The sequence below is a fragment of the Steroidobacter cummioxidans genome, from assembly GCF_003104955.1.
Map to the genome: position 1 here is coordinate 22,723 of NZ_LSRW01000073.1, position 21,479 is coordinate 44,201.

Here is a 21,479-nt window from a genome sequence, read left to right on the forward strand (position 1 = left end):
TCGCAAGTCAGGGCGCGCGCTGCTCGCCGATCCTGAAAATGGCCGCGCAAAAAAAGTNTTCGTGAGCAGCGCTTCGATGAGCTGCGCCCGTACTCGGCGCAGGCGCTGGAGAGTCTGTTTTGAGCGCGGCAGCCCGAAAATTTACCTCGGTATTGATCGCCAATCGCGGTGAGGTCGCGGTTCGCGTCATTCGAGCGTGTCGTGAGCTCGGCATTCGAGCCATCGCTGTTTACAGCGACGCGGATGAGGGCGCTCTGCACGTGCGTCTCGCCGATGAGGCGCATCGCCTCGGCGGCGCACCGGCACGCGAGTCGTATCTGAACATCGAGAGAATCATCGCCGTCGCGCGCGCGAGCGGCGCCGAAGCGGTGCATCCCGGTTACGGTCTGCTCAGCGAGAACGCCGACTTTGCTCGGGCCGTCATCGATGCCGGTTTGATCTTCGTGGGCCCTGCGCCGGATGTGATTGCGCAGATGGGAGACAAGGTCGCCGCACGCGAGGCTGCTCGACGCAGCGGCGTGCCCTTGTTGCCAGGATCGTCGGGCACAGTCGCGAATGTTTCCGCCGCGACAGAGAGCGCGGCGCGCATCGGGTTCCCGCTGGTCGTCAAAGCGTGCTTTGGAGGCGGCGGTCGTGGCATGCGCATCGTGCGCAGTGCCGATGAGCTTGCGAGCGCGTTGGAAGAGGCCGCTCGTGAGTCCAACGCCGCGTTTGGCCGCGCAGATGTCTACTTGGAGCGCTATGTCTCCAACGGTCGGCACGTCGAGGTGCAGGTGTTGGGGGACCAGCACGGCAACGTCGTTCACTTGGGCGATCGCGATTGCTCGGTGCAACGGCGGCACCAAAAGATGATCGAAGAAGCGCCGGCGCCGGCGTTACCCGCCGCGTTACGTAGCGCCATTGCCACGGCAGCGGTTCGACTTGCACAAGATGTGGGATATCACAGTGCTGGCACGGTCGAATTCCTGGTCGACGTTGCCGCGGGCGAATTCTATTTCCTGGAAATGAATACGCGCCTGCAGGTCGAGCACGGAGTCACCGAGATGGTGACGGGCGTGGATATCGTTGCCGCGCAACTGCGAGTTGCCGGTGGAGCCTCGCTTGGCTTCAGCCAAGAGCAGGTGCGCATCGTCGGCCATGCCATGCAGGCGCGCATCGCGGCCGAAGATCCCTGGCAGGGGTTCCAACCGCAGCCGGGAACGATCGAATCGCTGCGTGTGCCGCTCGGGCCGTGGCTGCGAGCAGACTTCGGCGTCGAGTCGGGCGACAGCATCAGCGGCTTTTACGATTCGATGTTCGGCAAGCTGCAAGCGCAGGGGCCTGATCGCGACAGCGCACGACTGCGTCTGCGAACCGCCCTCGATGAGCTGAACGTTGTAGGATTGCCGACGACCGCACCGTATTTACGAGCGGTGCTGGCTCAGCCGGACTTCATCGCCGTCAGGCACGATACCGGCTCGGTCGAACGCAGCTGGCAGCCGGAGCTGATCGGGCAGGCACCGCCAGTCAGCGAATTGTCAGCGTCCAGTCATGCTGGCGCCGCTGCAACCAGCAGCGAGCGTCGGGTGCATCTCACTACTTCTCAAGGAACGATCGAGGTCGCCGTCTTCGGCACGCGTCGCGAACAGCGGCAGGTGCGTGCAGCGAGCGGCCACTCTCGAGTCACGGAACAGAAGAAGCCGGAATCCGAACCGGTGGCGCCGATTGGCGGCGCCGTGGTTGCCGTGTGCGTGCAAGCGGGCGAGGTCGTCGCCAAGGGCGCGGTGCTCGTCATTCTGGAAGCGATGAAGATGGAGCTGCCGGTCATCGCGCCACGCGCCGGCACCGTGGAAGCAGTCTTGGTTGCGAAAGGCGATGTGACCGCTCGAGGCAGCTTGCTGGTGAAGCTGGCGGCCGCGAGCGAGGGGGAAAAATGAAGCAGAAACGAGTTGCGTTGGTGACCGGCACAGGCGGCGAGCTGGGGGCGGCCATAGCCGAGCGCCTGGCTAGCGAGGGTTATCAAGTCGTGGGGCTCGATCTGCGACCGCCGGCGAATGCGGGCAAGTATTCGCACTATGACTGCGATCTCACCGATATCGCTGCGCTCGGCGCGACGCTCGAACAGATTCGCCGCGAACTCGGTCCGATTCAACTGCTGGTGAACAACGCGGCGTACTACAACCCGATTTCGTTTTGGGAGCTGACCCCCGAGCAGATCCAGCGCAGCATGGCCGTCAACGTGACCGCTGTGATGTATTCGTGCCAGCAGGTCGCAAAACAGATGCGCGAGGCAGGCGGTGGCGTCATCGTGAACATGGCGTCCATTGCCGGCCGCGGCGGCACCTCGCAAATCGATTACGGCGCGTCGAAGGCAGGCGTGATCAATCTCACTGGCACGCTGGGTCGATTGCTGGCCGAGCACAATATCCGCGTGAATGCGATCGCGCCGGCATTGATCGATGCCGGCATGGGTAAAGTTTTGCCGCCGGCGGTGAAAGAAAAGTATCTGCAAACGACGCCGCTGAAACGTGCGGCACGGTCGAGTGAAATCGCCAACGTGGTCGCGTTCCTGGCGAGCGACGAGGCGAGCTACATCACGGGCACGACGATCGATGTGAATGGTGGGCTGTAAGCATGGCGGCAGTCGGGAGTTCGAGCGTGAGTGTGTATGAATCCATCGCTCCGCATGGCGAGCTGCTCCGCCAGCAGGCGAGGGTGCATGGCGAGCGAACCTGCATCATCGTCGATGACGAGACGCTGAGTTACAACGAGCTGCTGCGACGGGCCACGGCGCTGGCCAAGGGCATGTATGCGCAGGGCATCCGGCGCGGCGACCGGGTTGGCGTGCTGATGCCGAACTGTCCCGAGTTCTTCGTCGTGCACTTCGCGATCCAGTTGCTCGGTGCGATCACCGTGACCATCAATGCGCGCTACAAGAGCTATGAGCTGCAGTATGCGCTGAAGTTTTCGGACATTCGGCTGCTGTTCACCACCGACCGCATCGATGAGCACGTCAACTTCGGCGATCTGCTCTGGCAGACGTTGCCGGCGCTGGCGTCAGGACGGAGCACTGGACGGTTGCAACTGGACGATGCTCCCTATCTGGAGAACATCGTGCTGGTCGGCAACAGTGAGCGCGCGCCCTTCGTGTCGATGGTCGACTTCGCCACGGCGGGCTCGGCAGTGTCCGAGGCCGAGTTGGAGCAATGTGGCGCGCCGGTGACGATCGACGACATCTCGGTCATGCTGTTCACCTCAGGCACCACTGCGGCACCGAAGGCGTGTCAGCTCACGCATCGAGGTATTTATCAAACCTGGGTGCATACCTATCCGGATGCAGTAAATCTGCAGCCGGGCGAGAAAGTCTGGGTGCCCATGCCGTGTTTTCACGTCGGCGGGATCGGGTTGACGGCCACGGCGGTGTCGCGAGGCGCTGCGTTTGCGACGTCCATTCATCACCAGGCCGCAGCGGCACTGCGCTTGATCCGAAATCACCAGATCGAACATTTGTATCCGGGATTCTTCACGCTGATTCTGCCGGTGTTACGCGAGCCCGACTATGACAAGGCGGCGTTCGCGAAGGTGCGCAGCATGGTTGCGGTGGCGCCATTCGAGACTCACAAGCTGATGCAGGAGTTTCTGCCACCGGGCATTCTGACGTTGCAGTTGTTCGGCATGTCGGAAGCCAGCGGGTACGTGAGCTTCACGCCGGCAGAATCCGATGAGGAGCAGCGACTGCGGACCAATGGCAAGCCCATCACCGGTGTCGATGTTCGCATCATCGATGAGGCCGGTGAGATCGCGGCTCCCGGCGCCCAGGGAGAGATTCAGTTCCGCGGGCCGAACTCGTTCCACTCTTATTACAAGGACGAGGCAGCGACTCGCGCAACCATTCTCGACGGCGGTTGGGTTCGCACCGGCGATTGCGGCAGCCTTGATGCCGACGGCTACGTGTACTTCCACGGGCGCATCAAGGACATGTTGAAGGTGGGCGGCGAGAACGTCGCGGCCGCGGAAATCGAGGCGTATCTGGGCCGTCATCCGGCGGTGAAAATGACCCAGGTAGTTGGCAAGCCCGATGAATACTACGGCGAAGTAGTGGTGGCGTTCGTCGAGCTGATGCCCGGCGAGCAAGCGGATGCCGCCGAGCTGATTGCGTTCTGCAAGGGCCGCCTCGCGAGCTTCAAGGTGCCGCGTGAAGTGCGCTTCGTGACGCAGTGGCCCATGTCGGCCACGAAGATCCAGAAGTTCAAGCTCCGCGAGCAGCTGCGCTCGAACGGCGGTTGATCCATGCGAGTCATCATCACCGGCGGCGCCAGTGGCATCGGACTCGCGACGGCAAAGTTGTTGACCGCCGAGCCGTGGGGCGGGCCGGCGCAGTTGTTGCTCGTTGGGCGGAATGTCACGGCACTGGACGCTGCGGCCGCTGAACTGCGTGAGTTGGGTGCTGAAGTCATCACTGAGGTTGCCGACTTGTCGGATGAGGCAGCGCCCGCTCGTGTGGTGCGACGAGCTGAGGCGACGTTCGGTGGGCTCGATGGGCTGGTCAGCAATGCGGGCATGATCAAGGTCGGGCCGTTATCGTCACTGACGGTGACGGACTATGAGCTCGTGTTCTCGGTGAACACACGTGCGACCTTCCTGCTGGCTCAGGCTGCATATCCACTGCTGCGTGAATCGAGAGGCTCGATCGTTGCGACTTCATCGCTGGCGAGCGAAATGCCCACGCCGCCGCTCGGTATGTACAGCGCGAGCAAGGCGGCGCTGGTGATGATGATTCAGCAGATGGCAGTGGAGTGGGGTGCCGATGGCATCCGATGCAACTGCGTGTCGCCCGGTTCGACGCTGACGCCGATGACGGCGAATGTCTACGCGAATGCCGCCGAAAGGGCCAAGCGTGAGCGCGCGATCGCGTTACATCGCATCGCCCAGCCGGAGGAGGCCGCGCAGGCGATTGCGTTCCTGCTCGGGCCGAGGGCGAGCTTTATCAGCGGCGTGAATTTGATGGTGGATGGTGGGGCGAGCCTGATGTTCATGACGCTAACCGGCGCTGGCAGTGCGCACGACGTGTAGGTTGCCAGCGTCAATCAGGGCGACGTCAATACTGACTCGAGCAAGGCGGGGAGCCACTCTGGCTTGAACACCGAATCTGGCTGCTCGCTCATTTCGTCCAGGCTCCACCACTTCCAGGTCTGAATCGTGCATTTCTCTTCGTCCGTCCAGCCATGGTTGTGCACGACTGACTGGGCTGGACACCTGACGGAAAAATACTGCTCGAGCCACCTCGCCGGAGTGGATCTGGCCACGGCGTATACAGCATCCCGCTCTTTCAGCAACTCGCCAATTGCAACATCCAATCCGGTCTCTTCACGCAGCTCACGTCGTGCCGCGTCCAAGTAGCTTTCTTCAGGCTTCAGCTCTCCACCTGCAGTCGCCCAGAAGGGCGACTGATGTTCATCGTGATACTTGAACAGCAACAATCTGCCATTGCTGTCCACGATAAACAAACGAGCGGATCTTCTTACCTCGAGCTCCATCGTCAACCCCTTACAATGCCTTCGAGCAGGCTCATTCTTTGCTGCTGGTGCTGCTTTCATGGTTCTTTGCTTGCCAGCGCTATGTAGTATTGATGGGTGAGCTCGCCTCCCAGCCAAGAGGCAGTGAGGCAGGCGGCCACAAAAATGAGAAACCGGCAGGTACGAACCAGTGCTTCCCGTCGAGCGTGGGTTCGGAAGAAATAGTAGGGTACGCCGATGGGAAATAAAAAGGTGACGAACATTGCTCGGCCGAAAGGAAGTCGTACCTTTCGCTGGTTCGAGTCGACTCTGCACCAGATATAGATCAAGGAAAACAGCGGTATCCAGTAGATCGCTGGGCTGATCATCCAATTGCCGCCCGGGCCTCCGTCAGGTGCGTAATTCCAGAACCAGACGTGCCACAGTGCGGCGTAAACGGCATGAAGAAGAACGATCGCCCCGAGACACAGGCCGGCGTGCCTCATGGATGCCGCTTCAGTCCCGCATTGCTGGCTTGTCTTGTTGGGCAGCTCTCGCCAGCGTGCAGGAGGGCTTTGAGAATGCGCACAACCTCCGGGCGATTGCGGTCGGACTTGAGATGGCCCGGAATGCGCTCGTACCACCGCTGCACCTCCCAGTGATCGGCTGCCCCGAGATCGATTCGAGAGCTCGGGTGCAAACGTCGCTCGAAATAGGTCAGGCACTCACGAACTTGGTCGAGTGACATGAACTCGAAAGTAAAGCCCGACACTTCGGCGAAGTAAACCCAATGCGCACGGAGCGCTCTGTGAGGATCGGCCGCGTAGTCAGCGTGTCTGCGGGGGTCCATCTTGTCTACATGCCGCTCCGGGTCGAAGCGTTCCTTCCAGATGTTCACGGTAATGCTTGCGAGCAATGCATTGAACTTGCAGATGGCGACATGGCGTGCGGGCTGCCTCTTTTCAGGGTCACGTCAGTCATCTATCTCGACATGGCTGCGTCGAAGGCTGCATTTCGCCCTCCGTGATCGATAACTCCACGCCAGCAGAGGTGCGATCCACAAACAACCGCGTCCCATCCGTGAACTCTATGCCAATCTCTCCTTCACGATGACGCCACACAACCGCGACTACTTTCCCGCGCAACATCTCCGTCGCCCGTCTGGCTTCGATCTCAAGTGCTGATTCTTCTGTGCTCATGACCTGAAGATAAGGGCTACCAAAATAGCAGCAGCCAATAGAACCGAAGAACAAAAGATGGTCAAGGATAAGTTCCCTGCTGTCCGTAGCTCGGGGCGACGGAAGAGGGCCGTGACCGCCATGGGCACCGCCAGGATTTCGAGCAGTGGCGACGCAAGGAAGGCAACCACCGTAAACGATGCGCCAACAGACCGCGGAGGGAAGCTCGCGAACAACTGAACAAACCACGCCAGGGTCGAGATAATCAGGGGTGCCACCAAGCCCAGCAAGAGCAGCGGACTGAACTTGGTTTGAATTGTAGGCGACATTCTGTGTTCCGTTCTCGAGCCCAACGCTTGGGTTAAGGTCGCGCGCGTTTCGTGCGTCGCCTCTTCGGCGCGATGTCGGGTGGACGCTCCCAAGGGGCTATGCGCCTGGCAACGACATGAAGGACCGTTGCCAGGAACGCCAACCCAATCGACATTATCCAGTCAGGCCCTCGATGCAGGACTGCAATGTTCGGGTAACGCTGCAGGTAGTAAACACGAACCGGTTCATTGGCTTTCAAGATCTCCCAGGGATCCCGGCTCAGTGGTGCAAGCGTGATGTGACTCGCACCAAACCCGGCGATAATAGAGCGATCGAAGCAAGCGCGGCTCCAAGTCCGAGTACCCGCGCGATCTGATGTAAGTACAAGTCCGATCCTTCACAGGTTAACGTGCCGCCCAGCACGCGAGTGTGCCGACTACAGCTGAGAAATCCGCCAACCGCGAGACGACCTGACGAACAGGACGGTTCCGGCCGTACCATCGGCCGTTCTCACGACGCCCTCTTGAAAATCCTCCATGGACAGGCTCGTTAGATCGAAGGTCAGGAAATCGTTAGCCATAGCGGCCAACTGCGCCGGGGTCATTGCCCGAAGTGGCTGCATGTACTTCGGGCGAGCGTCAGGGCTGAAGCAGATCGCCAGCGTGTCTTTGTCTCCCGAGCGTAACGCGCTCATGAACAGATTCCACGTCTGAGCAGGTGTTGCCAAGCGTGAATCAGGAGGATTCCCGTCGTTGAGCACGAAATCGAGGGCGCTCTCGCAGACGGACTGCAGCTGTTCCAGCGCTTGCCCCTCCGGCTTGGCATCCGCGGGTGGCGCGCTCCCTGCGTCGTGGTTCGCCTCGTAGCCGGCAAAGGCTTCGGCGTGCCGCAGTCGCAGTCGCTCATATGCTTGCTTTGACTTGGAAGAAAATCCGTCGATGTGCTTGTCACACATCGGCCTGAAAAATAGCGCCCAGGCCAATTGCTCACCTTCGGATGCCATCGCCTGCGTGCAACAAAGAAGCGCTACCGCTGCCACGCTAAGCAATACGCGAGTCATCTCGTAATTCCCTCCCGAAGCGCGCCAGGCTTTCACTGTGTTGGCTCCATTGCTTTGTTAGATCCACTGCCATTGGCCAGGTCTGGTCTGACGCGCGGAGGGCGAACCCGTAGGCCAAACAGGACAAATGCACCCGCACCTTGGCCGGCCGCAATCAGGGGGAGTAAGAACAGAGACAGAAAGTACTCAGCTGGACTCTGTTTCGTATAGCCGGGCAGCACGATCAATATGCCGAAAGCCAAAAAGAGTGGAAGGAAGATCGCCATGACGCCAAAAAACCAACCGCGCCACACCAAGCGAAAAACGTCCGTGCCCGATAGGACGCCGGATTCGAGCTGTATTTTCATTTTCCGCTCTAACGTCTGCATTCAACCGGTGCCGCGATCTCGCGGCGATAGCGGGGCCCGCTTACCCGGCGATTGCCTGCTCGTACTGCGCTCTGGACGCTATCGAACTAGCCTCATCAACAGCCGATTTAATCTTGAAGTATCCGATGAGTTGCCCGAACGGTGAGAGCAAGAACGATAGTCCGCCCCAGACAACTGCGCTCTTGCCGATTCTTGCCGCTACGATGCCAATCAGAATAGGACAAAGCAGTAGCGCTACTAGCGACACGAAGGCTAGCAGCGCGATTAGCGAGTCGAATGGACCTTTCTGGCCGGACGGAGAACCCAACCATGCGATCAGGACCAGCGAGAGCGGGAGTCCAATGTATCCCACCAGCATGAACTTACCCAGAAGTGACAATGACCGCTCGGCGCCTTCAATATTCATCCCACGATCTCCCATTGTTTTGATTCTCAGAGTTCCCGGCCAACACCAGTGATCACGCGCGCGTGCGTCTTCGGGTTGGCTTGAAGTGAATGTCAAGCTTCGTCGATTGATCGCCCGAGCTTCTTGTATAGCTTTTCGGCGGCCACATACACAAAGCCATCAATGCTGATGCTGCCTGTGCCAGTAAGGGCGCGCTTATGATCAGAAATTATGGTTTGAAGGGCCCTGACAAGAGCCTTGGCGTCATCGTTGCTGAATGGAAATGATTCGTTGATCAGGTCAGGCTCATAGAAATAGTCTTTGTCATAGTGACCAAAGAACTTATTCCTGCGCTTTCTCAGATTTTCTTTTGCCCCGAAAACATCTTCAAGAATCTTATCATGTCGATCGATGTCGGCAGGTGTTAACGGCTCTGTCCAGGCAATTGATTCTAAGTTGTCCCGAGCGTGACTCAAGAAGTGATAGATATTTCTGCCGCCGCCTGTGTCGAAAAGTCTGAATATTGAAAAGGTAATATCGGAGTAGAGGGCTGATATCAAGTACCACTGTAGCGGCTCGACCTCATCGGGAATCTCCCCCGCCTTCTTCGCGTGAACCGTGAAGTAGTCGAATATTGCGAGCTTCGGAACCACCTCAAAGGAGACGAGCTGGTCTAGTCGTTCCAGGTACCTGTAGTATTCAATCACTCAATGCTCCTGGTATGGGGCCCGTGGCGCCGCTCAACTGGTGCCGTGTTCTCGCGACGATTGGCTGAAGCGGATTGTTGTGGGTGTATTAGGACGCACGGCGGTTTGCCAGCTGCTGTATCAGCGCGACGATCCTTTCGAATTCTTCGGCGGAAGAGAGGTTCTGACTCGCTATGCCGAATCTGGAATGCGTGGTTTTGCCCTGAAGGATTCTTGATTTATACACTGCCACGACTTTCAGGCTCTCTATCGATGAGAAAGGATGGAACCTTTGCGCCGGCGACCACGCCGGCCCAGGAATCCACAAGCCCTCCGTTGTAATGGTGATGCGGTTGGTGCCTCTCAGGCGCTGGACTATGGCCAGTATGGCAAGGAGCACGAGGCCGAACATGAACAGTGACATAGCCCAGAAGAACACAGTTGCATGGCCAACGGACAGTTCGATCACTCCGTTGATGGTGAGCCGCTGGGTGTTCGTCCGTGCCTCGTGGAGCATGAAAACGCCCAAGACCAGACCGATGGAAGAGAGGAGCAGGATGTTCGCCCAGCTCATTCGGTAGTTGGTCTCGAGCTCGATCTTCTGTCCGTCAACCACTGTTCCCCCCTCATTTCCCGTGAGCGCGGTCCTCGCACAGTGCCTTCAGCTTCGCCAGCGCCTTCGGCCAGGCCTCCGGCATGCTCTCGAAGTCCTCTGTGATGTCTTGGTCCACAGTGAGCCTGGTTCCCTGCGGTGTGGCCGTAAAGGTGTAGTTCTCATAGGCTGGTGCCCAAGCAAGGATAGCTTCGCTGCTGGTGTCCTCAACTCCATCGTCGTCAATGTAGCCGAGATGTCGGACTGAGAGGAACTCGTTCGGCCTGTTCTCGGCGATCTCCGAGGTCACCCCATGCCCGCTCGAAGTCAGGAATCGGATTCGTTGGCCCTCCTGCCACGAGCCTGCAAAGTACAAGCCATCGCCGAAGGCCGACGTCCACTGCGTGTAGCTCTCGGGGCCGACCAACATTTGGTAGACCTTGGCGGCCGGTGCGGCGATGTCTACCGACCACTGCAGTCGCTTGAGTGCTGGCATGGTTGCTCCAATCTGCTGCCGAGGAAGTCCCTCTGGATGAAGACGTTCTGGCTCGCGAGGATCCGACAACGTCGGGCGAGCGGCTTGTTATCAATTGGACTCTGTTGGTCCGAAAGCAGCCTCGAGTTCGGGCGTGTCCAAGAATTTCCCCAGTTCTGCCAGACCTGCGGCGACATCTGAATTGGAGAACAACTCCATCATCGCGGCTTGGCCCAGGACGGAGAAACTCGCCTCCAGCGTGCTCGGGCCTTCGTACTTCACGGCCTCCTGGGCTTTATCTTTGCAGCGTTTGGCGATGAGGTCGGTGAACAGGGCTGCGGTGTTCTTGGACAGCTCGGTACGCTGTTCGGCCGTGAGGGCCGATGTTCCCTTGACTTCCGGATGCAGCGCGGCCATCGCGAAAACCCACTTGACCAAGGTGCCTTTGTCGGAAGGTGTTGTCGACGAAACCAGGCACTTGCTCAGGTCATCGCTATAAGGGCCCGCATTTGACACGGGCACCGAGGACAGCCAGGCAAGGGCCACGAACAATCCCATTTTCTTCACGCGCACGCTCCGCTTCTCCCGCTTCTTTCTGTTTTGCTTGGTACGGACGCAGTCGGCTCCGTCCGGCGAACAAGATAGTGCCGTATCGTTGGCAGCGTCAATCTCGCAGGTCATCGGGGTGAAAGGCGGGGGCGCTTATGTCGACTGACTCGCTGGCGCGCGCCCGGCGCGGTAAGCAAGCGCTAGATTGCATTGGACTTACGTTTGAAGAAGACCAGTTGCCAAAGCGGTCCAAAGATAAACCAGAAGAACGCTGCCCCTAGAGGGATTCGGTACCAGATTTCCAGCGCTTGTGTCGTGCTTGGCCGATCGACGACCGCGATGACGGCAGACAGCAGCACGTAGATGATGCCTACCGCGAGGAGGCAATGAGCCCAGAGTTTGAGTTCATAGAACACAGCGGCCCAGCCCCGAGACGGAGGCGCAGGCGGCGCTGGACCGCCGCCGAACCTGTGCGCGAATCGCTGGTCTGCCCACTTTATGACGAGCGGACCGAAAGCTACGGTAAACCCAACGTAAGCAGTTGCCAGGCCGTGCGCGAATGTCGCGATCGTGCCGCCGCGCAGATCCAGCACAGTGAACGCCAGCAGTACGACATCGATCAAAGGTACACACCAGAGGAGGAGGGAGCTGGCGCGGTTCCACTGCAACAGGTACCGGAAAGCAAGTCCTGAGAGCAGCGCCACCCAGAAGGCAATCTCGCAGCCGATAATCAACGCGTACAGCGTGCCTTCACTGAGATTCATCGCGTGTTTTGTTGACTCCCTGTCCCCATGCCGCCATAGCCACCAGGATCAGACCGATCGGCCAGATCCAAAGGTAGAAAGGCCCTACAGCCGCCAGATGTGAAAACATTGGAACTGCCGTCAGCGCGATGATCAGGTTGAGAAGACCGGTCGTGACAAGCGCCAGACCGGCAAGGCGCCGCAACTTGCTTCTTTCGAGCAGCAGCGCCGCCCCCATCAACCCGCGGCCGACTGCAAACAGGAAAGAGAAGCAGAACCCGACGGCCGGCGCGATCTCGTTGAAGGCAAGTATTTTGGAGCGAGCCGCTTCGCGCCCCGTAACGTCCGCGGTATCCAACATTTGCGGTGCCCAGATGCCGTGGGCCACCAGGAATTGGACGGAGCGGAACAAGAGATCGATGCCGTTGCCGAGCAGAAACAGGCCGAAGCCCGCTAGAAATAGGGTCCGAAAGTGTCGGTCCGCCGGCTGTGCGAGCAGGTGAAGCAGGAGCACGGCCGGGAAATAGGCGAAGGTGAGTATTGCGCGCCACCAGAAGCCGTCGTGCAGATGAAGCTGCGCAAACCGTTCGGGATCGGGATGACTGATTGGCGAGCCAACGACCAGGATTTGCAGAGGAAGCGCTATCGATAGCAGCAGGGCGATGAGCGCCGGTAGGAATGCAGGGTCTGTTTTCTTACCGACGAAGCTCAAAGCGGCCATAGGCAGATCACTCCAGAACCTCGAAGTCAGAAACGCTGAACCTGTATGCGCCATGAGACCGGTTGATGTGACTGTAATTAAAGGTCAGCGGAAAGCCGAGGTCAGGATGCAAAGTGCAGGACTGTCTCAAATCCGTCTGCTCCAGATGTCTCTCGATGAGGGTAAACAGGTTTGGAATCGTGTCGCGTTCCGCGATGTCGGCTGCTTCGAGCTCGGTGATGTCGAACTCGAGCTCAGTGCTCCGCTGAGAAGCGTAGTGAAGAAATCGTGAGGAGATCACCTTGCCGTCCGATACTGTCACTCTCACGGGTGATCGATCGAACGTGGATGCAGCATCCGCCCATTCCCAGAGTATGAATCGATAGGACTTGACCTTTGCTGCCGCCCACTTGGCCCGGCCTTCGTTCAGTGCGTCCTGCGAACATTCGCCAGCACTCGCCAGCAATGGCAGAGCGGTCAGTGCAAACACGCAGAGCCGGAAGGTCATGGTGCCAAAACACTCATTGGCCGGCCCCATAGTTGAGCTTCCACGGGACCCCAAAACGGTCAACCACAATTGCGTAGCAAGGCGACCAAAATGTCCTTTGAGGTGCAAGCACAACTTGTCCATCTGTCTGCAACGCATTGAAAAAAGATCTGACCTTCTCTTCGGAATCGACGCCAAGCAGCACATAGAATCCCTTCGGACTCTCATACCTGTCCGGTTCTACGTCGGCGCCAGCCAGCGCAACACCGTCTATGCAAATGTTTGCGTGAACAATCTTCTGTCCATGTGACTCTGACGATGCCGGGATCGGAGAGTCCTTGACCCGAAGCATGGTTCCGATCTTTCCGCCAAGGTGCTCGGTATAGAAGCGGAATGCCTCCTCGCATTGGCCGTTGAAGTCGATATGAAATGACAGGCTCACCGCTGGATAATCCTTGTTGGTTCTTTGAGCCCAATGCTCGGGCTGAGCTGCGAGCAAACCATTTCGGCGCCGCCCTCAGGACTGCGGGTCGAACTGGAAGACGCGCAGCTCCTGGTCACAACGACAGGCCTTGGCGATGCGCGCGGCCCACGCAACCGCCTCGTCGCGCGAGGGCAGTTCCAACACGGTGAAGCCGCCGTTGAGCGCGGGCGCCCAGGGATAGCCGCCTTCAGCGACCGCGCCGTCAGCCGAGACGAGCACGGGCGGCACGCCTTCGTCGATGCCGCCGCCGAAGACGTAGACGCCGGCGGCCTTTGCTTGGTCGATCACAGCATGCGCATCGCGGCCCACCGCCTCCCACTCGCCTTCGGGCACGACCATTGCTGCGCTGGGGAAGGAGATCAGGTACTTGGCCATGGTGCTCATCCTTTAGAGATTGATGGCGGTGCTACGAGAGTATCGAGCACCTCGATGTCCTTCACCGCTTCCGTGGCCGCCCTTGTGCGGCTGCAGATGGTCGTTCGGAATAGTCCATCTTCGTCCGGACCGTACGCGTACACCAGAGAGTCACCGCTTTCCGCAAAATAATAGCCACAGATGCAACACTGCACATCGATTTTAAAGTCGATTCGGCTCTGCGTCGGGCCTTTTCGGCTGACACGCAAGAGCACGCTTGCGACTGAGAGGACAGAAGCAGACAACGCAGGTTGTCATGCTTCGACTAACTCTATTTGGTAGCCATCTGGATCGGTTAGCACAGCACGCTTTCCCCAATCACTATTCGCCGGCTGAGCTCCGCGCGCGCGTTTCGGGCGTCGCCTTGTCAACGCATTGTTGGGAATGCGACCACAGCTGCTCGAACTCCAGCGCGGACAAAGGCACCAGCTCAGACTCCGCGAACGCTCTGTCTGAGTCAGTCCAGAAACCAGTATTGCGCTCGTCAGGCGCCGCAAACAATGGCGCGCCGTCATCCCCAATCGCAACCTCTCGCTGTGCTCGGCCGGACTCGTCGATCTCAACAAGCCACCTCCGCACCCGTGAGAGGAGTGGCTCGAAATCGGGATTGGCACGGGGCACGAAGCACAGCACACCACGGACAAGCCGTGTCGTTCTGTCTTGCGGGGCAAAGTCTGTCGCTTCCGTGGTACTTCCGTAATACATCTGTCTTTCCCATGCCGCCCGACGTTCGATCTGAGTTGCGTCGTTGCCGAAGCGAAGTGAAGGCGGGTCGAGATGAACTCGTTCGGCCAGTTCTCGGCGATCTCCGAGATCACTTCATGCCCGTCCGCAGTCAAGAGCCGAATTCGTTAGCCTCTGCCACGAGCCTGCGAAACGCTTGTTGGGCATGTTCTCACTTGTAACACCCCATCATTTCCTCTGGCCGTCTCAGTGGCTGAAAACCAAACCGCGAGTACAGATCGACAGCGTCCCTCGTAGCGAAGCATTATGGAAGGGCGCTGTAGCGCTTCGGGTGCAGCGAAGGGTCAGCTGGCATGTGCCTTGACATAGCGAACTTCCTCCAACATTGCGCCGCCGAGCTCGAACTGCTTGCGCGACGCCGGCGCAAGGACGAAGCCGGCGTGCTCATAGAAGCGGATGGCGCGCTGATTGCCAACAATCACCCACAGACTGACTGCGCCGTAGCCTTCGACATCAAGCTGCTGCAACGCTGCCAGACAGAGGAGCCGTCCGACACCAGCAGACCAAAACGCGGGCTTGACGTAGATCGCCCAGATCTCGCCTTGATCCTCAGGTGCTCCCGAGTCGCGCGACGCGCCAAAGGCAACGAACCCGACAACCTGGCCTGCATCGCGGGCAATGAGCAGATGAGACGGTTGCTGCTCCTGCATGCGAAGCCACATGGCTTCACGCTCGGGCACCGATAGAGATGCGAGGTATTGGTCAGGAATGAGGCCCTTGTACGCATGCTGCCACGACTCAACGTGTACCTCCGCGATAGCCCGGCACTCCCGCGAGGTGGCTGGTTCGATCTGTATACCGGCTAACGTCCCGTGCAGCACGTTGTTCGGCTCCGAACGCGTGGCCATGAATGAGCGCACTCCGACCTTGAGCTCATTGACTGTCTCCATTACGGCCAATCTCTCGGTTCTTTCTCTCGCCGGCCTCTTGCTCAATCTGCGACTGAGGTGGAGGCGGCGGCATGCGTCCACCACCAAGAAACATCAAAGCCCAGGCAAATCCGCCCACGGACCGTGTCTTTCGTTTGCGAGGCTCGCCAGCCCGTCGATATGTCAGGGCGGCGATCGCAGCCGCGACGAGAACCAACACGAAAAGCAGGGCAGTGTACCTATCCATCGTATGATGCCGAACGCCCCCACTGGTTCCGCAAACTACAGCTGGCGTCTGATTGCATAGATCCCCACTCCAACTGCAACCCAGAACACCAGACCTACGACCACAACAAGCCCGCTATCTGGGTCCAACTTTCTGCGACTAAAGGGGCTGCATAGAATAAAGCCGGAACCCTTGATCAGAAATTCGAAGACGACCTCAAGGAAGAGGCGGCCGATGAACTTCAATGCGCCACCGGCGATCTCTCCGACGATGTCCGATCATTCCAGCCTCTCGTGTCCTTTTCACGCTGACCCGAAGGCTAGCGTTGCTCTTCCCGAGTTTTGCATTTGTCAGTTGTATAGGCTCTAGCTTTGCACGCGCCGGTAGGCTTATGCAGGCCTGTTAACCATCTTGCCATTCGCCAGTCTGCGGATCGAACAGCACCATATGCTCTGAGTCGCACAACTCCGAAGCATCTTGAAGCGCTTCGAAAATGCCGTCTGCATCTCCTGCGGCAACAGTGAAGGCGATCTCAGTGTCATAGACCGATACATCGATCTGAGCTTCGCCCACGGGCTTGGTGAAGGTCTTGCGTTCAGCAGTCTGCGACTGCAGTTCATAACCGTATTGCTCCAGTCCGCGAAGGAATTGAGTAACGGCGGATTTGTGCAGTGATGGGTGAGAGAATTCATCCAGCTCTCGACCATGCTCGGATTCTTCCCGTACGGAGGGGTGATAGAGATAGATGTCGTAGCTCATTGTTGTTCTCTCCTGGCTAGCGCTCCCAGCTGAGTCGGGCGTGCAACGCGCGCGTACGCTGGCTGCTGTAGGCATTAGTGTGTCGGCCAGCTTGGTCGACAGTGAGTCGTTCCCTGCGGCGTTACTGGTGTTCTCAACGCCATAGTCGTCAATGTAGCCGAGATGCCGGGTCGAGAGGAACCCGTTCGGACAGTTCTCGGCGATTTCCGAAATCACTGGGTTCGTCCATCCTCGACGGGAAAGGCGGCTGAGCAGGTTTCGCTGTTGCCCAAGCGGCGAGAGTAAAGCGGGTTCAGGCGTGCGAATCGGCGGCAGGTGGACGGCCTTTGGGTTCTGGCAATCGCAGAAGGAGGGGCGGACTCGACGCTCCGGCTGCATCCTCCAGCTGGAGTGCCGAATGTTAAATTCCGCTCTGACCTTGGATCCGCGGCTGCGCCTGCGTTACCGCTCAGTCCGGCGCTGCATTCTCGCGGCGATCGGCTGTAGCGGATCGTTGGGCGGCAGGTTCTCGTGAGGAGTTAAGCGGCATTCCAATGGAGCGCCGAAGGCGATCAGTCTCGGCTGCGTCATTGGATTTGTCGCGTGCGCGTTCAGCGGCCTCTTCCAGTGCTCGCTTCGCGGCATTTTCGGCATCGATTTCCTCGGCCATTTTTGGTACGAACCGGACGAGAGCCAATACCCCAGCCCACATCACGGCAACACGGAAGAGTTTGGCTGAATCACCAAAGAAGCCCCACGCCAAATATTCATTGCCGACAGCGAACAGGAACACGACAAACCAGAGACCTGCGACCAGGCGCTTTTGGTTCAAGGTAGGAGGTTTCATGAGATCTTCCGCTGCGTTCCTTCGCCCTCCAGGCTACTGTTGGGCGGATTGGTCCCCCGCTTGGGACGCAACATCGCCAGGCAGGTCTCCACCAGGTATGAAGCTGCTGAAATGACGGCCGCCAGAATCATCACATCGAGTGCGCTAATCGAGCTCTCACCGAAATGTTGAACAACTCGGTAAGCATTCGGGCCTGCCAGGAGCACGCCACACAACAGCATCAGCACTATAACGCTCGTAACGCGGGGATGCTCGCGATCAGGGTGTGCCAGGGCTGCTGCGATCAAGCCAAGGAAGCCGGCAAGAGCCAACAGCTTCGCGTACCAATCGAGAAACGCCATCGCTAGGAATAGCGGCATGGTTGCAGGCATGACGCCGGTAAGCAGGTACCAAAGAGCGCGAGCCACCGGAACGAACTCTCGCATGCTAGGCCCAACGTCCGTGCTTGCGTGCGTCTTCGCTCGTCGCATGCAGCACATTGTTGGGCGCGCTTTTGCTGTCGGCCGCATTTATGCTCTACGTGAAGATTACAGCTAGAACAATGACCAGCCCGACCATTCCCCAGCCGAACCATTCGCGCGGCGTCAACAGTCGGCCGTTGCGCTTTTCTTTGTCCGCATCCAACAGGATTGGCCAAAGTAGCCAATAGTGGGACCAAGGCCGCCGTGTTTTGCGGCCTCTCGCCTTGCGGGCGCTGTCAGACTGCATTGCTCTTCCCTTGACCTGCGCCGCCCTCCATCCGGCGATCAAGATAGTGCCGTATCGCGGGCAGCGTCAATCTCGCAGGTCATCGCAATGAGCAAGGGGGCGCTTAGTCGACTGACTCGCCGGACCTCGAGCCGCCTCTGCTCTTGGGGCCCACTAACAATTCGTGGACCTTGGGCTGGCGGACGCCCACCTCCCGAAATGAACGGGGTAGATATGTCAACGGAGCGCGTCGGCTGCGGCGTCCATCTGTTCGTGCTCGAACGCCGGCGCGAAATCATCTAATTCCCCGGCCCGCAGGCCCACGGTCTCGGAGCGGGCGAGGGCGCGCCAGTCCGACACGGCCGCATGGACCTGTGCCAGGGTCGCCAGCGCCTGCTGCTGGTTCAGTGCGAAATCTCCACTGCGTGCCAGCAACATGCCGATGTCGGTGATCGGGCCGTCATCTTCGCTCAGCCAGGTCTTGGATTCGCGGTCCTTGTCCGGGAATGGATTGACATCGAACGCCGGTGCCAGCCGCCACTGGCCATGGGTCATGTGCAGAAAGCCGAGATTTTGCAGGTGGTCGTCGACGTTGGTGATCAACAGGTTGAAGAGCAGTCGGCGCCAGAGTTGCTGGATATCCGGAATGGGGGTGTAGCCGATGCTGCGGAGGGCAAGTGCGATCTCGGTATAGCTGCGATCTTCCTCTCGCGATGCCTGGAGCACGGACGCCGCTGATTGATACGGGATGCGAGCGTGCTCCGCGTCCCGATCGAAGCGGGTGATGACGGCGATGGGAATGTCGTCCAACTGTACGATGCGTGCTGGCGCGGCATCGATGCCGGCTCGGTGTGCCAGTTTCAGCGCGAGCACCTCGCCGCGCGTTACGCTGCGTGTGTCCAGCACGCTGGGAAATTTGCCAATTGCGAGCGTGCCGTCCTCATCGAGGATCGTACATTTGGGACGCATGCCGCCAAGCGACGTGCCTTTGCCGCGCAGATAGCGCAGGTCATCTGCGGTCTCCAGGCCGCGTTCGACTGCGCGGCTGGCGTGATAGATTCGCTCCAGTTCGATCAGCGGCGGCGTACTGCGCCGTCCTTCCCCGACCGTACGGTGATAGTGGTTCTCGTCGTCGCGCAAGCGCAGCGCGCCAACGCGGCTGAAGTCGTCCACAGCAAGCAGATAGTCCATTTCAGTCAGTGCCGAAAGACGGGGATCTTCGCGCCTGCGCTTGGCATGGTCGCGTGCGATGACGCGTCGGCCCCAGGCATCGGGCGCAGTATCGGCGATGGCGCCATGGAATACCGAATCATGCGGCGAGCGAGCGCGGCGGTACTGATAGTCCGGACGCAGATCTAAATCGGCCGAGACATTGAAGCGCTCCGGGTCGTGCAACCAGCCTTGGTCATAGGCGAAGGCGCTGTTCTGTCGCTGTCCGTGGCGGGTATAGACCAACGTGCCGAGCTTGAGGCCCGCTTGGCCGAGACAGACTTCTACTTCGCGACGTGAGGTAACGGCGCTCATCGCGCTCCCGTGACGTTCGTCTTGCGTCGTACCCGCTTGGGTAACTGCTCATCCATCAATGACAGGCCCACATCGTCACGCGCCGTATCCAGCAGATTGGTTAGCGCAGGCAGTTCACCCAGAACTTGGAGGGCCCGGGCAAGAAAGTGCAGTGGCACCCTGGGGTCGCCTTTCTCCATGCGGCGCACTGTCGACAGCGACGCCTCCATGCGCTCGGCCAAGGAGGCTTGGGAAATGTGTCGCCGGCGCCGGGCCAACGACAGATCGTGGCCCAGCTTCGCAATCGCACGAGCGATGGGCGGGGAGAGCGGGGGCTGCATGTTAAAGACTCTCATGGAGATGCTAAGAAGCGATTGTAGCTCCCATGGGAACGATTATGGATTCAAGCGTTCCTAAGGTCAATAAGCGCTCTATACGGGGCGCTAAAACCGGAAAAGTGTTCCTATCGGAGCTATTAAGGGCTGCTATCCTCGACCGGAAAGGTGGCGCAACAGGTTTCGCTGTGGCCCAAGCGCGAGGATCAGGGCTGCAGGTGGACGGCCTTTGGATTCTGGCAATCGGAGAAGAAGGGCGGGCTCGACTCTCCAAGCTGCATCCTCCTGCTGGAGTGCCGAATGTTAAATTCCGTTCCGATCTTGGACCCGCGCGGCTTGGAGTGACAGAGTTTGCGCGCGCTGGCACATGCGGACTGGAGCGCGCCTCAAAGTGCGAGGCCCATCGCACGCTTCTGGGCCAACGCCAGCATCACGCGCGTGCGTTTCGCACGTTGCGTGCATGGCTTCGTTGGGCGTTACATTGGCTGGTCATAGTAGGCTTTGAGCCATCGATCGGCTTCCCCAGCTGTAAAGTCTTGGTAAGCCTCAGCAAGCGTCGACTGCCCATGCAAGAGCGCGATGAGGCTGGCGACATACCGAACCAGATCTTCGCTCCATGTACTCGCAGGCATGGAGAGCGCGAGGATGGGCAGCTCCCGAAGCGAAGCTTCATACGTGGGTAATACCTCGGGAGGAGGCAACATTGCTATCCAGCCCAACGCCGACGCTGTGCCACGGTCAAAGTGCGCAGCGATTTGGCCGCCGGTACCAGCGGATCGTTATAAGTGCGCGGCACGGGGGAACTGAACGCTCAAAGCGTAGCAGGATGCTTTCCTTTATGCCGAGCGCGAACAACTCCAACTACACCTGCACCGACCATTCCTTCAAGCACGGCGACAACGAACAGCGCTGACGCCATGCCCGTATTGCCGGTGACTAGGCAAATGACTCCGGCGCACAGAGCTAGTCCGACGGCGACGCCCAATACTTTCCAGGTAAAGACTCGGTTCATGACGGCCTCTTGTTGCTCGCTCTGCACTTGTAACGTCCACTACAACGCGTGCGTCTTCGCACATCGCGTTGATAGCATTGTTGGGCTCCTACTGGTCTGCTGTGAACAGAACATAGCGTTCCTCTGCCGCCGCTCTGGTGAAGAGCTCTCGGACATTCTTGAACCACTCCCAGGTATATCCAAAATCTTCTTCCGACAAGTCGAAGTCATAGTCGGCGGCGTCGATGGCGAAGTAGCGACTGCGGAACTGTGCCTCGTCGATGGCTGCAAGAGCGCCGGCTATTTCTCGAACCTGCTCCGGCGACTTTAGGCTCATGATGTAGTCGCTGTCGGTGTAGAGCAGTTCGCCGCCAAGAACGGTGTGATTGAGCGGATACGCTCCTCCGTTCCAAGATAGCTTTCCATCCGAGAGTGCCCTGTGCATCGCATCCCACGCTTTGTCGCTCTCGGCGAAAAATTGCGGAGATTTCTCGAAATAGGACTCTTCAATCTCCTCCTTGAGATGATTCAAACGCTCCTGTTCATCGGCAATGGACTTTAGCCGCTGCACATCGTCAGCCGAGATGGCGAAGTGAACCCCGAGGCATCCCATGATTCTGTTATCTCCTAAGCGA

25 protein-coding genes are annotated in these 21,479 nt (G+C 59.1%); 4 read left to right on the forward strand and 21 right to left on the reverse strand.

Annotated features, from left to right (window positions below; genetic code table 11):
* Nucleotides 1-119 precede the first annotated feature (119 nt).
* Genes D0550_RS36175 through D0550_RS27455 form a run of 4 tightly spaced genes read left to right on the forward strand, consistent with a single transcriptional unit; the run spans nt 120 to nt 5,052 of the window.
* Nucleotides 120-1,916, forward strand: coding sequence for an acetyl/propionyl/methylcrotonyl-CoA carboxylase subunit alpha (locus D0550_RS36175; RefSeq protein ID WP_116812392.1), 1,797 nt, complete (start codon nt 120-122; stop codon nt 1,914-1,916).
* The gene (locus tag D0550_RS27445; RefSeq protein ID WP_116812393.1) at nt 1,913-2,611 is read left to right on the forward strand and encodes an SDR family NAD(P)-dependent oxidoreductase; all 699 of its coding nucleotides are present in this window, start codon (nt 1,913-1,915) and stop codon (nt 2,609-2,611) included. The genes D0550_RS36175 and D0550_RS27445 overlap by 4 nt, the downstream gene beginning before the upstream one ends.
* A 26-nt stretch (nt 2,612-2,637) precedes the next feature.
* On the forward strand, nt 2,638-4,266 hold the full coding sequence (locus D0550_RS27450) for a class I adenylate-forming enzyme family protein (RefSeq protein ID WP_161966086.1): 1,629 nt from the start codon (nt 2,638-2,640) through the stop codon (nt 4,264-4,266).
* Between the two features lie 3 nt (nt 4,267-4,269).
* Nucleotides 4,270-5,052: an SDR family NAD(P)-dependent oxidoreductase gene (locus D0550_RS27455; RefSeq protein ID WP_116812395.1), complete on the forward strand. Its 783-nt coding sequence runs from the start codon at nt 4,270-4,272 to the stop codon at nt 5,050-5,052.
* Between the two features lie 14 nt (nt 5,053-5,066).
* Here the strand turns inward: D0550_RS27455 and D0550_RS27460 are convergent, their stop codons facing one another.
* The 21 genes from D0550_RS27460 to D0550_RS27595 form a co-directional block, all read right to left on the reverse strand.
* Nucleotides 5,067-5,516, reverse strand: coding sequence for an NUDIX hydrolase (locus tag D0550_RS27460; RefSeq protein WP_116812396.1), 450 nt, complete (start codon nt 5,514-5,516; stop codon nt 5,067-5,069).
* 460 nt (nt 5,517-5,976) lie between these two features.
* Nucleotides 5,977-6,372, reverse strand: coding sequence for a hypothetical protein (locus D0550_RS27470; protein ID WP_116812398.1), 396 nt, complete (start codon nt 6,370-6,372; stop codon nt 5,977-5,979).
* Between the two features lie 1,025 nt (nt 6,373-7,397).
* The gene (locus D0550_RS27485) at nt 7,398-8,057 is read right to left on the reverse strand and encodes a hypothetical protein (protein WP_153067376.1); all 660 of its coding nucleotides are present in this window, start codon (nt 8,055-8,057) and stop codon (nt 7,398-7,400) included.
* Nucleotides 8,054-8,368: a hypothetical protein gene (locus D0550_RS27490; RefSeq protein WP_153067377.1), complete on the reverse strand. Its 315-nt coding sequence runs from the start codon at nt 8,366-8,368 to the stop codon at nt 8,054-8,056. The genes D0550_RS27485 and D0550_RS27490 overlap by 4 nt, the downstream gene beginning before the upstream one ends.
* Before the next feature lie 61 nt (nt 8,369-8,429).
* Entirely contained in the window at nt 8,430-8,795 is a 366-nt protein-coding gene (locus tag D0550_RS27495) for a hypothetical protein (protein WP_116812403.1), read from the reverse strand.
* A gap of 92 nt (nt 8,796-8,887) precedes the next feature.
* Entirely contained in the window at nt 8,888-9,481 is a 594-nt protein-coding gene (locus tag D0550_RS27500) for an AbiU2 domain-containing protein (RefSeq protein WP_116812404.1), read from the reverse strand.
* 88 nt (nt 9,482-9,569) lie between these two features.
* Entirely contained in the window at nt 9,570-10,076 is a 507-nt protein-coding gene (locus D0550_RS27505) for a hypothetical protein (protein ID WP_116812405.1), read from the reverse strand.
* Between the two features lie 10 nt (nt 10,077-10,086).
* Entirely contained in the window at nt 10,087-10,548 is a 462-nt protein-coding gene (locus tag D0550_RS27510; protein WP_116812406.1) for an SRPBCC family protein, read from the reverse strand.
* A 90-nt stretch (nt 10,549-10,638) separates the two neighbouring features.
* On the reverse strand, nt 10,639-11,100 hold the full coding sequence (locus tag D0550_RS27515; protein ID WP_153067378.1) for a hypothetical protein: 462 nt from the start codon (nt 11,098-11,100) through the stop codon (nt 10,639-10,641).
* Between the two features lie 176 nt (nt 11,101-11,276).
* Complete coding sequence (locus D0550_RS27520) at nt 11,277-11,840, reverse strand: hypothetical protein (RefSeq protein WP_116812408.1); 564 nt, start codon at nt 11,838-11,840, stop codon at nt 11,277-11,279.
* The gene (locus D0550_RS27525; protein WP_116812409.1) at nt 11,827-12,540 is read right to left on the reverse strand and encodes a hypothetical protein; all 714 of its coding nucleotides are present in this window, start codon (nt 12,538-12,540) and stop codon (nt 11,827-11,829) included. The genes D0550_RS27520 and D0550_RS27525 overlap by 14 nt, the downstream gene beginning before the upstream one ends.
* A gap of 7 nt (nt 12,541-12,547) precedes the next feature.
* Nucleotides 12,548-13,027: a DUF6174 domain-containing protein gene (locus D0550_RS27530; RefSeq protein WP_153067379.1), complete on the reverse strand. Its 480-nt coding sequence runs from the start codon at nt 13,025-13,027 to the stop codon at nt 12,548-12,550.
* 13 nt (nt 13,028-13,040) lie between these two features.
* Nucleotides 13,041-13,448 carry a VOC family protein gene (locus D0550_RS27535; RefSeq protein ID WP_116812448.1) on the reverse strand — a complete coding sequence of 136 codons (408 nt, stop codon included), beginning with the start codon at nt 13,446-13,448 and terminating at the stop codon, nt 13,041-13,043.
* 75 nt (nt 13,449-13,523) lie between these two features.
* On the reverse strand, nt 13,524-13,865 hold the full coding sequence (locus D0550_RS27540) for a YciI family protein (protein WP_116812449.1): 342 nt from the start codon (nt 13,863-13,865) through the stop codon (nt 13,524-13,526).
* Between the two features lie 1,067 nt (nt 13,866-14,932).
* Nucleotides 14,933-15,496 carry a GNAT family N-acetyltransferase gene (locus tag D0550_RS27550; protein ID WP_161966088.1) on the reverse strand — a complete coding sequence of 188 codons (564 nt, stop codon included), beginning with the start codon at nt 15,494-15,496 and terminating at the stop codon, nt 14,933-14,935.
* A gap of 649 nt (nt 15,497-16,145) precedes the next feature.
* Complete coding sequence (locus tag D0550_RS34745; protein WP_153067380.1) at nt 16,146-16,718, reverse strand: hypothetical protein; 573 nt, start codon at nt 16,716-16,718, stop codon at nt 16,146-16,148.
* 232 nt (nt 16,719-16,950) lie between these two features.
* Nucleotides 16,951-17,328: a hypothetical protein gene (locus D0550_RS27565; protein WP_153067381.1), complete on the reverse strand. Its 378-nt coding sequence runs from the start codon at nt 17,326-17,328 to the stop codon at nt 16,951-16,953.
* Complete coding sequence (locus D0550_RS27570; RefSeq protein WP_116812416.1) at nt 17,325-17,753, reverse strand: hypothetical protein; 429 nt, start codon at nt 17,751-17,753, stop codon at nt 17,325-17,327. The genes D0550_RS27565 and D0550_RS27570 overlap by 4 nt, the downstream gene beginning before the upstream one ends.
* 499 nt (nt 17,754-18,252) lie before the next feature.
* A complete protein-coding gene (locus D0550_RS27580; RefSeq protein ID WP_116812418.1) occupies nt 18,253-19,539 on the reverse strand; it encodes a type II toxin-antitoxin system HipA family toxin in 1,287 nt (428 codons plus the stop codon).
* A complete protein-coding gene (locus D0550_RS27585; RefSeq protein ID WP_116812450.1) occupies nt 19,536-19,859 on the reverse strand; it encodes a helix-turn-helix domain-containing protein in 324 nt (107 codons plus the stop codon). Before D0550_RS27585 ends, D0550_RS27580 begins: the two co-directional genes overlap by 4 nt.
* Nucleotides 19,860-20,953: 1,094 nt before the next feature.
* A complete protein-coding gene (locus D0550_RS27595; protein WP_161966089.1) occupies nt 20,954-21,457 on the reverse strand; it encodes a YfbM family protein in 504 nt (167 codons plus the stop codon).
* Nucleotides 21,458-21,479 lie beyond the last annotated feature (22 nt).